The organism is Phormidium yuhuli AB48 (assembly GCF_023983615.1).
Classification (GTDB): Bacteria; Cyanobacteriota; Cyanobacteriia; order Cyanobacteriales; family Geitlerinemataceae; genus Sodalinema; species Sodalinema yuhuli.
The window spans coordinates 3,342,773-3,356,930 of record NZ_CP098611.1 but is presented as its reverse complement, the minus strand read 5'-3'; the positions used below and the strand labels follow the sequence as shown (position 1 = coordinate 3,356,930).

12 protein-coding genes and 1 pseudogene are annotated in these 14,158 nt (G+C 54.5%); 10 read left to right on the top strand and 3 right to left on the bottom strand.

Translation table 11 applies throughout. The features are described from left to right. Window positions 1-22 precede the first annotated feature (22 nt). The 6 genes from NEA10_RS14375 to NEA10_RS14350 all read left to right on the top strand — a co-directional run bounded on the left by NEA10_RS14375 (window position 23) and on the right by NEA10_RS14350 (window position 6,676). Window positions 23-2,338 carry a BamA/TamA family outer membrane protein gene (locus NEA10_RS14375; protein WP_252661621.1) on the top strand — a complete coding sequence of 772 codons (2,316 nt, stop codon included), beginning with the start codon at window positions 23-25 and terminating at the stop codon, window positions 2,336-2,338. A gap of 21 nt (window positions 2,339-2,359) precedes the next feature. Then, a complete protein-coding gene (gene lpxC / locus NEA10_RS14370; protein WP_252661619.1) occupies window positions 2,360-3,241 on the top strand; it encodes a UDP-3-O-acyl-N-acetylglucosamine deacetylase in 882 nt (293 codons plus the stop codon). An 80-nt stretch (window positions 3,242-3,321) separates the two neighbouring features. Next, window positions 3,322-3,828 (top strand): 3-hydroxyacyl-ACP dehydratase FabZ, encoded by a 507-nt coding sequence (gene fabZ, locus NEA10_RS14365; RefSeq protein WP_252661617.1) that lies wholly within the window; start codon window positions 3,322-3,324, stop codon window positions 3,826-3,828. 122 nt (window positions 3,829-3,950) lie between these two features. Next, window positions 3,951-4,769 (top strand): acyl-ACP--UDP-N-acetylglucosamine O-acyltransferase, encoded by an 819-nt coding sequence (lpxA, locus tag NEA10_RS14360; protein WP_252661615.1) that lies wholly within the window; start codon window positions 3,951-3,953, stop codon window positions 4,767-4,769. After that, window positions 4,766-5,950: a lipid-A-disaccharide synthase gene (gene lpxB / locus NEA10_RS14355; protein WP_374111773.1), complete on the top strand. Its 1,185-nt coding sequence runs from the start codon at window positions 4,766-4,768 to the stop codon at window positions 5,948-5,950. The genes lpxA and lpxB overlap by 4 nt, the downstream gene beginning before the upstream one ends. 108 nt (window positions 5,951-6,058) lie before the next feature. Next, entirely contained in the window at window positions 6,059-6,676 is a 618-nt protein-coding gene (locus NEA10_RS14350) for a GerMN domain-containing protein (RefSeq protein WP_252661613.1), read from the top strand. Between the two features lie 59 nt (window positions 6,677-6,735). Here NEA10_RS14350 and adhE read toward each other — a convergent pair whose 3' ends face one another. Then, the gene (gene adhE, locus NEA10_RS14345) at window positions 6,736-9,414 is read right to left on the bottom strand and encodes a bifunctional acetaldehyde-CoA/alcohol dehydrogenase (RefSeq protein ID WP_252661611.1); all 2,679 of its coding nucleotides are present in this window, start codon (window positions 9,412-9,414) and stop codon (window positions 6,736-6,738) included. 202 nt (window positions 9,415-9,616) lie between these two features. After that, window positions 9,617-10,279 carry a hypothetical protein gene (locus tag NEA10_RS14340; RefSeq protein WP_252661609.1) on the bottom strand — a complete coding sequence of 221 codons (663 nt, stop codon included), beginning with the start codon at window positions 10,277-10,279 and terminating at the stop codon, window positions 9,617-9,619. Window positions 10,280-10,663: 384 nt separating this feature from the next. Between NEA10_RS14340 and NEA10_RS14335 the strand changes: the two genes are divergently transcribed. The 3 genes from NEA10_RS14335 (at window position 10,664) to NEA10_RS14325 (ending at window position 13,384) form a co-directional block, all read left to right on the top strand. Beyond that, window positions 10,664-12,295 (top strand): CHAT domain-containing protein, encoded by a 1,632-nt coding sequence (locus tag NEA10_RS14335; RefSeq protein ID WP_252661607.1) that lies wholly within the window; start codon window positions 10,664-10,666, stop codon window positions 12,293-12,295. A 172-nt stretch (window positions 12,296-12,467) separates the two neighbouring features. Further along, a complete protein-coding gene (locus NEA10_RS14330; protein ID WP_252661605.1) occupies window positions 12,468-13,013 on the top strand; it encodes a hypothetical protein in 546 nt (181 codons plus the stop codon). Next, window positions 13,010-13,384 (top strand): DUF1823 family protein, encoded by a 375-nt coding sequence (locus tag NEA10_RS14325; protein WP_252661603.1) that lies wholly within the window; start codon window positions 13,010-13,012, stop codon window positions 13,382-13,384. Before NEA10_RS14330 ends, NEA10_RS14325 begins: the two co-directional genes overlap by 4 nt. 216 nt (window positions 13,385-13,600) lie before the next feature. Here NEA10_RS14325 and NEA10_RS14320 read toward each other — a convergent pair whose 3' ends face one another. Further along, window positions 13,601-13,807 (bottom strand): hypothetical protein, encoded by a 207-nt coding sequence (locus NEA10_RS14320; RefSeq protein ID WP_252661601.1) that lies wholly within the window; start codon window positions 13,805-13,807, stop codon window positions 13,601-13,603. Window positions 13,808-13,870: 63 nt separating this feature from the next. Between NEA10_RS14320 and NEA10_RS14315 the strand changes: the two are divergent. Continuing rightward, a pseudogene (locus NEA10_RS14315) lies at window positions 13,871-13,984 on the top strand (DUF1823 family protein); the annotation flags it as partial. Window positions 13,985-14,158 lie beyond the last annotated feature (174 nt).

Here is a 14,158-nt window from a genome sequence, read left to right as displayed (position 1 = left end):
TTTGGTGTGTGGAGGTTGAAACGTGACTGTAGATAATTCAAAATGGTCGTCCGTGACCCTATTGTCCATGGCGATCGCCGTTCTCTTCGGCGATGCAGGTCAGGCCATGGAGAACAAAACCTTACAAAAATCTCTGGAGGTGGAGTCTTCGCCCTTGGCGACACTCACATCAGACTTGCCCCAAGAGTCATCCCAGAGGAACTCAGAGGTACAGCTAGACCTCGATACCTCAGTATCGGAGCCATCAGTATCGGAGCAATTAGAAGCCCAAGCCAGTCAGGAGCCGCCCCAGATGGAGCCTCCTCGGGTGGAGTATCCCCAAATGGAGGAATCTTCTCTCTGGCAGTTCTCCCAAACAGGGCCAGAGCAGCTCGCCCAAGAGACGGGTGGGCCTGAGCCAAGGTTAGATCTAGAGCAACCCAACGATGTCAGCCTAGACATCTCCCCACCTGAACTGAGCTCCCAACTGGACTCAAACCGTCCCCAAACCTTGGCCCAAGCGGAAACTCCACAACCTCAGGTCTTGGTTTCAGAAGTCCTGGTGCGGAAAATTGATGGTCAACCCCTGCGGTTAGAGCTGCAAAATGAAGTCTATGACAGCATTCAGACCCAGCCGGGACGCACGACCACTAGCCGTCAACTCCAGGAAGATGTCAACGCCATCTACGCGACGGGCTTCTTTGGCCGGGTGGAACCCCAAGCTGAAGAAACGCCCTTGGGGGTACGGATTATTTTTGAAGTCTTGCCTAACCCCACCCTGAACCAAGTAGCGGTGCAAAATAATCAAGTCCTAACTCAAGAGCGAGTGGATGAGATTTTCGGCGATCAGTATGGTCAAATTCTCAATCTGCGGGACTTCCAAGACGGGGTAGAAGCCATCAATCGTTGGTATCAGACCAACGGCTACGTACTAGCTCAGGTGATTGACCCACCCCCCTTGCCAGAAACGGGTCCCGTGAGTCCTCCCCCAGTCTCCCCGGATGGGGTGGTGACGCTCGATGTGGCTGAAGGGGAAATTGAGGGTATTGAACTGCGCTTCCTCAGTGAGGATGGTCAGCTGGTGGATGAAGAAGGACAACCCATCCGAGGACGGACTCGGCCCTTTATCGTGACTCGGGAGATGCAAACTCAACCGGGAGATGTTTTTAATCGCGATCGCATTCAACAGGATTTACAGCGTGTCTTCGGGTTAGGGCTCTTTGAAGACATTAATCTCTCTGTAGAACCCGGCAGTGACCCCCGCAAAGCCGTGATTGTGCTCAATGCCATTGAAGGGAGTTTTGGCTCTGTAGCCGCCGGTGGGGGCTTTAGTTCTGTGGGGGGCTTCTTCGGAACCGCTAGTTATCAAGAACAAAACTTTGGCGGTAACAACCAAGTGCTGGGGGCAGAAGTGCAACTGGGAACGCGGGGTTTGTTTTTTGATGTTAACTTCACCGACCCTTGGATTGGTGGCGACCCCTTCCGCACGGCCTATAACGTTAATCTCTTCCGCCGTCGGTCCATTTCCTTGGTCTATGACAGTGGCCCCAACCAGCCAGAGGTCAATTTGGAAAATGGGGATCGCCCCCGAATTGACCGGATTGGAGGAGCGTTGACCTTCACCCGTCCCCTGACTCGGGATGTATTTGATAACCGTCAAGCGTGGACTGCCTCCCTGGGACTACAGGTGCAGGAAGTGACCATTCGTGATTCCGATGGCGATCGCACCCCTCGCGATGCCGAAGGGAACCTCCTCTCAGCGAATGAAAGCGGCACCGACTTCATGGCCAGTGTGCGTCTTGGGTTAGCCCGCGATCGCCGTAATAACCAGCTCGACCCCACTCGGGGCGATCGGGTCAGCTTCAGTACTGAACAAGTACTGCCGTTTGACGACAATGTCTTCTTTAACCGCCTGCGAGGCAGCTATAGCTACTATGTCCCGGTGAATATCCTCGACATTGAAGGCTCCCAATCCCTAGCCTTCAACGTACAGGGAGGCACCATCATTGGCGATATGCCCCCCTATGAAGCCTTTGTCCTCGGTGGTGTCAACTCGGTACGAGGCTATGCTGAGGGAGCCTTAGGAGCCGGCCGTTCCTTCCTGCAAGCCACCGCCGAATATCGCTTCCCCATCGTTTCCATCATTGGAGGAGTGGCATTCCTGGATGTGGGGACTGATTTAGGAACCGCCAGTGATGTCCCCGGGAACCCCGCTGGTGTCCGGGATAAACCGGGAACGGGCTTTGGCTATGGCTTAGGACTGCGGATTCAATCTCCCCTAGGACCCATCCGGGTTGACTTTGCCCTCAACGACGAGGGAGAAAACCGCTTCCACTTCGGGATTGGTCAGCGGTTCTAGTTCTCTAGCCTGTGCCTATTCATGTCTGTGTCTCCCCTCCCTCCTCTCCCCTCCCCCTGTGACCTGACTCAGGGGGGACGAACCTTATTGCGATCGCTCTCCCGCACCGGAGTGGGCCTCCATTCCGGCCAGACCACCCAAGTGTCTCTCCACCCTGCCCCACCGGGTCACGGTCGCCGTCTGCAACGGCAGGATTTACCGGGGACTCCTCCCCTGCATCTATCCCCAGACCGGGTTCAGCCGAGCGCCCTCTGTACCCAAGTGGTGCAAGGGGAGGTCTGCGCCCAAACCGTAGAACATCTCCTGGCGGCCCTAGGCGCTCGGGGCCTGACGGATGTGCTGATTGAGCTAGATGGGCCGGAAGTGCCCTTACTTGACGGGTCGGCCCGGGACTGGGTTGAGGCCATTGACGAGGCGGGGGTTAGCGAGAGAGTCTCTCCTGACTCAGGACCGGCACCTCTGCCGGAACCCATCTGGATTTATGAGGGAGATGCCTTTGTCGCTGCTATCCCAGCGCCCCATCTGCAATTTAGTTACGGTATTGACTTTAGCGCCCCTGCCATCGGCCAACAATGGCAAACCTGGACCCCCCAACGGGAAGACTTTGATCAAGAGATTGCCCCCGCTCGTACCTTTGGACTAGCCCATGAGGTAGAATCTTTACGAAGCCGGGGACTCATTCGGGGTGGCTCTTTAGACAATGCTCTCGTTTGTGACGGTGAACATTGGCTCAATCCCCCCCTGCGATTTGCAAATGAACCAGTGCGTCATAAAATCTTAGACTTAGTAGGAGATTTGAGCTTGCTCGGTCCGATTCCAGTGGCTCACATTCTTGCTTATAAAGCGAGCCATCGCCTGCATGTTCGCTTAGCTCAATGCCTGCGATCGCGTGGGTATGCCTAAGCCATTTTTAGAGGATCCCCAGAGCAAGCCGCAGGCCACACCGCTCCAGATCTCGTTAGCCGCAGTACTTGAAGCCAATTATGTCCACACTTATTGACGCCAACACCAACAATGCCCAACATCCAGAAACCAAGCCGGTCTCACCCCCAGCGACTATGCTGAGTGTGAGTGAGATTCACCGTCTATTGCCCCATCGTTACCCCTTTGCTTTGGTGGATCGGATTATTGAATATGTACCCCAAAAACGGGCAGTGGGCATCAAAAATGTCACAGTCAATGAACCCCATTTTCAAGGACATTTCCCCGGAAAACCGATTATGCCGGGAGTTTTAATTGTCGAGGCCATGGCTCAGGTAGGTGGCGTTGTTCTCACCCAAATGCACGAAATGGAAGACGGCCTATTTACGTTCGCCGGAATTGATAATGTTCGTTTTCGTCGGCCCGTGGTTCCTGGAGATCAACTGGTCATGACGGTAGAACTGCTCTGGACGAAACGCCGCCGTTTTGGAAAAATGTACGGTCGTGCCGAAGTTGAGGGCCAGTTGGCCAGTGAAGGGGAATTGATGTTCTCGTTGATGGTGGAATAACTCGGCTCCGGCCCAAGACTCCCGCCCTCGTCGCTTAGCCCGCCCTTGACTCGGCGTACTCCAGGGAGGACCGCTAACCCTTTGAGGCGGCAGTTTCCGCTCGCCAACCGATAACTCGAGACATGATTCATCCAACTGCTGTCATTCATCCCCAGGCCCAACTTCACCCGAGCGTTCGTGTGGGTGCCTATGCCGTGATTGGCGAACAGGTCACCATCGGGCGAGATACCACCATTGAAGCCCATGTGGTGATTGATGGGGCAACGAACATTGGTGAGCGCAATCATATTTTTCCAGGGGCAGCCATTGGTCTAGAACCCCAAGATCTTAAGTATGAAGGGGCGATCAGTGGGGTCTCTATCGGCAATGATAACCGTATTCGGGAATATGTGACCATCAACCGAGCGACTCAAGGGGGGGAGATGACCTGCATTGGGGATAACAACTTGTTGATGGCCTATGTTCACGTGGCACACAACTGCACGATTGGCAATGGGGTCGTCATTACCAATGCGGTGGAACTGGCGGGTCATGTCTGTGTGGAGTCGAACGCTCGCATCGGTGGGGTGGTTGGGGTTCATCAGTTTGTCCATATTGGTCAGTTATCCATGGTGGGGGGAATGAGTCGCATCGATCGCGATGTTCCTCCCTATATGTTGGTGGAAGGAAACCCCAGCCGGGTTCGCGCTCTCAATCAGGTGGGGTTGAAACGGTCGGGGTTAATGGAGGTGGATGAGGGTCAAGCCTTTCAGGCGTTGAAAAAGGCCTTTCGCTTGCTCTATCGCTCGGATTTAACCCTCGATCGCGCTCTGGATGGTTTGAATATGTTGCCGGGTACTCCGGAGGTTCAACATTTACAGCGTTTCCTACAAGCCTCACGGCAACCGGGACGACGGGGTCCCATTAGTGGTCAACGACGCCATCGGGGTGAGGCATCGTGAGGCAACGGATTTTTATTAGTACTGGGGAAGTGTCGGGGGATTTACAGGGAGCCTTGTTGATTGAGGCCCTGCATCGTCGGGCCCAACGGCAGGGAACCTCTCTGGAGATTTTGGCCTTGGGGGGCGATCGCATGGCGGCGGCTGGGGCAACTCTGCTGGCTCACACAAGTGGTATTGGCTCGGTGGGCCTGTTGGAGTCATTACCCTTTCTGCTGCCGACCTTGCGGGTGCAACGACAGGCTCTGGAGACTCTGCGATCGCAGCCCCCGGATTTGGTGATTCTCATTGACTATATGGGACCGAATCTGGGCTTAGGCAATGCCATTAAACGGGAGTTTCCCCAGGTTCCCATTATTTACTATATTGCCCCCCAAACCTGGGTCTGGTCTCCGAGCGATCGCGATGCCTTGCGCCTGGTGTCTCTGTGCGATCGCCTCTTAGCCATCTTCCCGGAAGAGGCGCGCTATTTCCGAGAACGGGGAGCAACGGTGACCTGGGTGGGCCATCCCCTGGTGGATCACCTCGCGGCTGCCCCCGATCGCGAGACGGCCCGACGGGCCTTGAACCTGACCCCAGAGGACCTCGTGATTGCCCTCCTCCCCGCCTCCCGCCATCAGGAACTTAAATATCTCGTCCCCCCCATCTTCCAGGCCGCGCGAGTGCTTCAGGAGAAATTCCCCCAGGCGAAGTTTTGGATTCCCCTCTCCCTAGAGATTTACCGCGATCGCCTCCAACAGGCTCTCAGTGACGTGGGCCTAACGGCCGAAATCACCAGCGATCGCCGCCTAGAACGTCTGGCCGCCGCCGATTTAGCCATCAGCAAATCCGGAACTGTTAACCTAGAACTCGCCTTGCTGAACGTGCCACAAATCGCTCTCTACGCCGTGCATCCCCTAACGGCCAGTTTTGCCCGCCGAATTTTGGGGTTTGAGATTGAGTTCATGTCTCCCCCCAACCTCGTGACCATGACCTCGATTATCCCCGAACTCATGCAAGAAGAGGTGACCCCCGAGAATATCCTCCAGGAAGCCCTGAGCTTACTCTGTGAGCCTCAGCGTCGCCAAGCGATGCAAGAAAACTATGGTCAAATGCGGCAACAGATTGGGGAGGTGGGGGTCTGCGATCGCGCCGCCGAGGAAATTTTCGCCCAATTGAGACAACCGGGTCCCATCTGCCCGTAAATCAACCCTCACTTAATCTGGAAAAGCACCCATCCCTTCGGTAGTCTAAAACAGGAGCGGTGCATCAACACTCCAAATAACCCCAACCTGACTCTCTCTCAACCTTCTATGAAAGACTCAGCCCAAAAAAATCGTTCCCTTGGACTTCTCGCTGGCCTGGCCGTCATCCTCGTCCTCGGCGGTGTCGGTGTGGCCCTCTATCAGCAACGTGGGGGTGATGACCTTGTTCAACCTCCCCCAGACCTCACGGAACCGGGAGAGGGGGGAGAGTTAACCCTCACCGCTGCCCCAGAAATTTATCTGCTTCAGGATACGGGGACGGACTTACAACTGTCCGCCATGCCAATCGCCATTGACGAGGGCAACAACGTTCTCACCAGTGGCGACCCCGAGTTAATGCTCACGGAAGCCTTCGAGCAACTCCTGGAGCTATCGGAGACCTCACCGAGCTTGACCGCCATTCCCTCCGGGACTCGCTTAGAGAATCTACAAATTACCGATGCCGGGGTTCGGGTCGATCTCTCTGAGGAATTCACCCAAGGGGGGGGGTCGGCGTCCATGCTCGGTCGCCTGGACCAAGTGATTTACACCGCTAGCAGTATGGACCCAGACACCCCAGTTTGGCTCTCCGTCGAGGGGGAACCCCTAGAACTCCTCGGAGGAGAAGGGTTAGAGGTTCCCCAACCCATGACCCGAGCCGATGCCTATACATCCTCGGTGCAATAAACATTCCCTTGGAGTAGCCCCCCGAAACCGATGCCGGCTCGGGGGAAACTCCTAAGGGGTTATTGCATCACGACTTCCGGTTCCGCTGGCACATCGGGAACCCCAGTCAGTCCCTCCGTTTGACTGCCATCGAGACAGGAGAGATCCAAGTTGCCGTAATAGGCATCTAAGATCAGTTGTTTGAGGTCAGTAATCAGGGGATAGCGTGGATTGGAGACCGTGCATTGGTCGTCAAAGGCGCGATCGGCCACCTGATCCACTTGGGCCTTAAACTGAGCCTCATCCATCTGAATCACCTCTTTCATGGCCGAGGGAATGCCCACCTCTCGTTTGAGCTGTTCCACAGACTGAATCAGACGGACAATCTTCTCATCTTCCGTCTCGCCCCCGAGTTGCAAGTGATCGGCAATGCGAGCATAGCGCCATTTGGCATTGGGATACTTGTACTGGGAGAAGGTGGCCTGTTTAAAGGGGGCATTGGTGGCGTTGTAGCGGATGATGTGAGAAATCATCAGTGCATTGGCCAAACCATGGGGAATATGGAAGGTTGCCCCGAGTTGGTGAGCGATGGAGTGACAAATGCCTAAGAAGCCATTGGCAAAGGCCATCCCCGCCATGGTGGCGGCATAGTGCATTTTCTCCCGAGCCTTGGGATTGGCGGCCCCTTGGTGATAGGAATCCGGCAGATACTTAAAGATCAGACGAATCGCCTCTAGGGCCAAGCCGTTGGTGTATTCCGAAGCCAACACCGACACATAGGCTTCCAAAGCATGGGTGAGGGCATCAATCCCCCCAAAGGCGGTGAGGCCCTTGGGCATATTCAGCACTAACTCCGGATCGACGATCGCCATCGTCGGGGTCAGGGCATAATCAGCGAGGGGATATTTGATATCGTTGCGGCGATCGGTCACCACGGCAAAGGGAGTGACTTCAGAGCCAGTTCCCGAGGTGGTGGGAATCGCCACTAGCACGGCTTTCTCACCCAACTGGGGTAAATCATAGACCCGTTTGCGGATATCCATAAACCGCATCGCCAGGCCTTCAAACTCGATTTCGGGATGCTCATACATCAGCCACATGATTTTGGCCGCATCCATCGGCGAGCCACCACCGAGGGCGATAATGACATCCGGTTGAAAGCTCGTCATCACCGCTAAGCCCCGATTGACGGTATCCAGGGAGGGATCTGGTTCCACGTCGGCGAAGACGGTGTATTTCAAGCCAATGTCTTCGAGGACGGTTTCCACGGACGCCGTCATCCCCAGGTTATAGAGGGGTTTATCAGTGACAATCAGGGCCCGTTGTTTCCCGGCCAGTTCCCGTAGGGCCACGGGCAGAGCCCCATATTTGAAATAGACTTTGGGGGGAATGCGGAACCACAACATATTCTCCCGCCGCTCAGCCACAGTTTTGACGTTGAGCAGGTGATGGGGTTCTACGTTTTCACTGATGGAGTTGCCCCCCCAGGTGCCACAGCCTAGGGTAAGAGAGGGATCGAGGCGGAAGTTATAGAGGTCACCAATGGCCCCTTGGGAGGAGGGGGTGTTAATGAGAACCCGCGCCGTCTGCATTTTGTCCTCGAATTGCTTGATATGATCAACTTCCGAGGGCTTGATGTAGAGGACAGCGGTATGGCCCCGTCCGCCAAACTCCACGAGGGCTTCAGCTTTGTCGACCGCTTCGTCGAAGTCCTGGGCCCGATACATGGCTAGAACTGGGGAGAGTTTTTCGTAGGCGAAGGGTTCATCGGTGCTGATCTCGTTGACTTCGCTGATGAGAACGCGGGTGTTTTCGGGGATGGTGATGTCTGCGAGGGCGGCGATGTTTTCAACGGACTGGCCGACAATGTTGGCGTTGAGTCGTCCATTGTTGATGATCAGTTTGCCGAGGCGATCGCCCTCGTCTGGGGTGAGGAGATAGGCGCCGCGCTCGATAAATTCTTGGCGGACTTCGTCATACACCTCATCCAAAACCACCACCGATTGCTCACTGGCGCAAATCATACCGTTGTCGAAGGTTTTACTGAGTAAAATCGACGAGACGGCCATCTTGATATGGGCGCTGGCGTCAATGAGAGCCGGAGTGTTGCCGGCGCCGACCCCCAAGGAGGGATTCCCGGAAGAATAGGCGGCTTTTACCATTCCGGGGCCACCGGTGGCGAGGATCAGTTTAATATCCGGGTGCTGCATCAGGGCTTGGGAGAGGGGAACGGTGGGTTCATCAATCCAGCCGATGATGTTCTCAGGGGCACCAGCAGCGACGGCCGCATCTCGGACAATTTTGGCGGCTTCGATGGTGCAACGTTTGGCTCGGGGGTGGGGGGAGAAGATGATAGCATTGCGAGTTTTTAAGGTAATGAGTGCCTTAAAAACGGCGGTTGAGGTGGGGTTCGTTGTGGGGACAATGCCGGCCAAAATACCCACCGGTTCGGCAATTCTTTGAATGCCAAAGGATTTATCTTCTTCGATAATGCCGCAGGTTTTTTCGGCCTTATACTTGTTGTAGATGATTTCTGAGGCAAAGTGATTTTTAATCACTTTATCCTCAACGACTCCCATGGAGGTTTCTTCCACCGCTAGTTTTGCCAAGGGAATGCGAGCTGCATTAGCAGCAAGGGCTGCTTTTTTAAAAATGACATCCACTTGCTCTTGGCTAAAGCTAGCATAGGCTTCTTGAGCGGCTTTAACTCTAGCAATATGGGCTTCGAGTTGTTCCAGGTTGGTGACAAACTCAGTCATGATTGGCATTTCCTTAGTGAGCGACAAAAACGAGAGTGAGCGCTCCTAGGTGACTTAATCCTGAATCCGTCAGAGACCCCGGCTTGGCCGGTGATGAGTTACGCTAACCCGGTTTTAGATGCTCGGGGCATGTCAGAACGATTCAGACACGATTAAGTCACAGCACTGAGCGCATCGATACCTATCGGAACGTCCCTAGAGATTAAGACTGACGCAGATTGAAAGATTCGAAAAAGGTTTCGGCTTCTGGAAAATCAAGATTACCATCTTGTGCGCCAACTAAAAGTTGGTAAAGAACGGCATTCTCGGAGTCTGCTAGCATCATCAGTTTAAAACGAACGCCTTCGGGGTTCCGCATCACAATGGCTCGACCCGGCAATCCTTCAACGTTGATGGATTCTTCACTTTCCACCTCGGAGTTTGTACTAGCCGCTGCGTTATCGCGCCCGCCATCTAACCCTTGGTCAACATCGAAACTAGCCCCCTCAGGAAGAGGAATTGGGTTAGCTCCACTCATATAGGCACGGCCTTGACTGGTGTCTTCGTAAATGGCAAGTGATAGCTCGATTTCCTCGGTCTCACTGACGGGGATGCTTTGGTTTTGTTCTAAGGGTTCGTTGGGAAACTTGATCTCATAGCGTCCATCGGGGGGCTCATAGGTGAACCAATCCCCAAGGTCACTAGGACTTTCCGCTGCCTCAGGCATCTCCCCGGGGGCCGGGGGAGCCTCGGCTGTTGGCTGGTCTGCGGGAGCTTCTACGGCGTCTGGACTGGCTGGCTCTTCAGCGGTGTCATCCCCGGCACAGCCCGCTAGGGATAAGGGCACCGTAAGCGCTAGGAATAGAGCAAAAAGTTTTGATCTCATAATCAGCCTATTGTGTGTTTGATACCCATGTTAACGCGATTAGATTTACAGACTCATCTTTCAAGGGGCTGATTTTAAAATCTCTTGAGAACAAGGGGAAGAATGGTTACATCGGATGCAGACGGAAATATTGACCCTATGCTGGGAGGTTAAGGCTATTTTTTAAGACTTTTTTAAGGTTTGGGTCTGACTAAAATCAGAGACTTAATGGGCTTGCTTTCAGCTGTTCAAATCTGGGGAAAGACCCCAACTTAACGGGGAAGGAGAAGGGATAGCATGGATAGGGTGAGACAGGAGATGCTTGAGCCTTAGGGGCTTAAGGTTAGACAATGGCCTACTGTTGATCTCACCTGAGTCCTGTTCACCTCATGACCCGATTCATTCATGCTCTCTTCTCAGTTGCCCAGTTTTAACCTGGCGATCGCCCCTCTCAAGACGGCTCAGGGGAGTTGCCCCCCCGACTATGCCATTTGGGTTTTACAAGCCCCCTATACCGGGGGCTATGTCCATCAAGATTGTCCTTGGTCTTCCTCCTTGGGTGAAGCTTGGCAGCAATGGCAACAGTTCTTTGCGGTCAATCCCCTCCCCCTCTCCCCGGCCTTGGCCGCGGTGGGTTCGTCAACCTCCATAGATCACCTGCCAGACTTGGAGCAGTCCTGGCCCAGGAGTCACAGCAGCCGTTTGATGCAAGAGTTGGGGTTGCAGTTGTGGCAATGGTTGTTTTCAGGGGCAGTCGAGGCCAGTTTTGCTCAAAGTCAGGGGATTGCCCTGGGCCGTGAGGTGCCCCTGCGCTTGCGGTTGGACATTCGCGCGTCGGAACTGATACCGTTACCTTGGGAAATTGCTCAACCCCGGATTGGCAAAGCGGCTCTCGCGCTGGCACCGCAACTGCTGTTCAGCCGCACCACCTGTGATGTTGACCCCTTGGTGTTGCGGCGGGCCCAGCGATCGCTCAACATTCTGCTGGTGTTGGGGAAGCCTCAGGTTGAGGGAGATTGGGCCTCGGTGTCCAGCCCCCTGTTAGCACTAGATGATGAGGCGCAACGGTTACGGGCCGTTTTTGAGACAGGTCCTTCCACATCGTGTCAGGTTCCTTACCAGTTTGATGTTTTAATGCAGCCGACGGCGGCGGAGTTGACCCAACAGTTACAGCGTCAGGACTATCATATTTTTCTCTATGCGGGTCATGGGGCCACGGCCCCGGACGGGGGACTGTTGTTCTTGGGAGAGGAAACCCGCCTGAGTGGGACAGAACTGGCTCAGATTTTGGTGCGATCGCAGGTGACTCTGGCGGTCTTTAATGCCTGCTGGGGAGCGCAATTGGATTCTCATGGTGATCATTGTATTCCTCGCAGTAGTGTGGCGGAGGTCTTGCTTCATCATGGGGTTCCGGCGGCCCTGGCCATGCGGGATGCGATCGCCGATACGGAGGCGTTGAGTTTCATCGAAGAGTTTGCTGGAGCCATTGCTCAGGGCCATCCTATTGAGCGGGCCGTGGCGATCGCCCGTCAACAACTCCTAACCTTATACAAATTTAATCAACCGGCCTGGACATTACCGGTGCTATACCTTCATCCAGAGTTTGATGGCTATCTCCTGGAGACCCCCAGCCCCCTATCACCGGACCAAATGCCCACGGAGTTACCCGAAGACGCCTCGACAACGCTCAAGGGTCCTCAGATTAACGCTTATCTAACCCCCCAAGGGTCTTCAGCCTCCTCCAAATCAGGCTTTAAATTGCGAGGGGGATTGATGCGTCTCGGACGCAGTCAGGAGAATGAAGGGGTTTTAGAGGAACCTTGGGTGTCCCAACATCATGCGGAAATTGTGCGGCGACATGTACCGCAGCAGAGTCCGAGTTATGTTCTGCGAGACTTTTCGCGGTATGGCACCTTGGTTCAGCAGGAGGGGGATTGGCGCAAAATCCATCATCAGGAAGTGGTCCTAACCTCGGGGATGATTCTCAAGTTTGGCAGTTCTCAGGGACAACCGTGGCAGTTTCGCCTGGCGGAATGAGAATTTTGATCTAACGTTGCGGAACGCCCAACTCTCATGCTGTAGTTGAGGAAGTCCGCCCTTGAGACAGTCGGGAAACTGGCCGCCCAACTATCCTATCGTCCTGAGATTGAGGCCGGCTGACCTTGCTGACTCCTCTGCACTCGTTCTCTAATCGTTCGCCGATACTGTTATGGTTTTATCACCCCATTCTTCTGCCGGTTCTTCCTGGGAAACCCAAGCGGAACTCGATTTACTGGAAACGGTGTTGTCCGGGGATGACGTCGCCTATCCCTGGAATCCCGGTGAATGTGAGTCCCTGGATGAAACCGTCGCCCTGGGAGATCCCTTAAAGGTTGATGATTTGAATTTGGGCGATCGCTCTCCGGCATTTTTTGAGCAACTGGACAGTTGTATGGTGTATGCTCACCTTTGCGAACGCTTTGGCTCTCAGGTGCCCGCCTCGATTCTTAAACGCCTCTGTGACTTAGCTAAACAAACCTGCCCTGAGCAATCTCTGTTAGAGCGGCTTGTTGGCTGCGTGGGGGATTTATTCCCTCAATGGGCCAGAGAGGATTTACAGGTGTTGGCCCGTCCCCTGGCCTATGCCATGCGGGGTAACTTTCAGCCGGAACCGTCGGGCGATCGCCCCTGGGATGACCTATCGGATTTAGAACAAGCCCGTCTGAGTCTGGTGATGGCTCAGGTGGCACTGCAACAATTACGTAATCCTCTATGAGTGACCTACCTCCTCTAACAACGGATACCATTTGGGCCATCCTCAACAAAGATTTAGATAACGACACGGTTAATCGCCTGGTTTGGCATTATTTAGGCTATCGCTATGACGAGGCGGCGCAAACCTGGCAGACGGACCAGGTGGCTCAGGATTGGCGCGAAACCTATCCTGAACCTCCTGATTTTATTGAACATCGTCTCCCTAATGTCAAGTTAACTCGCTCAATTCCCAAACCGAATAAACAGCTTCTCAAGGAAAAGTTAGGCTTCAAAGGCTATAAAATTGGTGAGTTTTCTCCCTTGGAAACCCGCCGTGCGACAATGGCCAATTGGCTGCTGAGTTACATGGTAGACCAAGGTCTTCTCTCCTAATCTCCTGTCTCTCTCCCCTCCTCTATCTCTCTCCCCTCGTTCCTTGGCTCTGCCAAGGAATGCCCCAGAGGAGGCTCTGCCTCCCGTCCCAGGCGGCAGAGCCGCCCCAGGAGCGTGTCACGGCTTCAGCCATGACACGAGAGGGGGGAGAGGGGGGGACGGGAGAAGTAGGGGCATAACCCACCCCAACCCCTCCCAGGAGGGGATTTTTCGCCCCTACTTCTCAAGGCGATCGAACTTATTGGTAATCCACATCGATTGATAGGGGTCTAACACCACATCTTGATAGAGATCTGTGATGAGAGTCCCGCCAATTAAATCACACCAGGGATCGGTGCAGACCAAATTCAGCTCAGTTAGGGGGAGTTTCTTAGGGCGATCGCTCAAATTGTGAATCGAAAAAATACTCTGATCTCGATTCATACTTTGACGCCAAAACCCAAACAACGCTTTCTTCAAATGCAACGTATATTGAGTCGCATTGGAAAGTTAGGCTTCAAAGGCTATAAAATTGGTGAGTTTTCTCCCTTGGAAACCCGCCGTGCGACAATGGCCAATTGGCTGCTGAGTTACATGGTAGACCAAGGTCTCCTCTCCTAATCTCCTGTCTCTCTCCCCTCCTCTATCTCTCTCCCCTCGTTCCTTGGCTCTGCCAAGGAATGCCCCAGAGGAGGCTCTGCCTCCCGTCCCAGGCGGCAGAGCCGCCCCAGGAGCGTGTCACGGCTTCAGCCATGACACGAGAGGGGGGAGAGGGGGGGACGGGAGAAGTAGGGG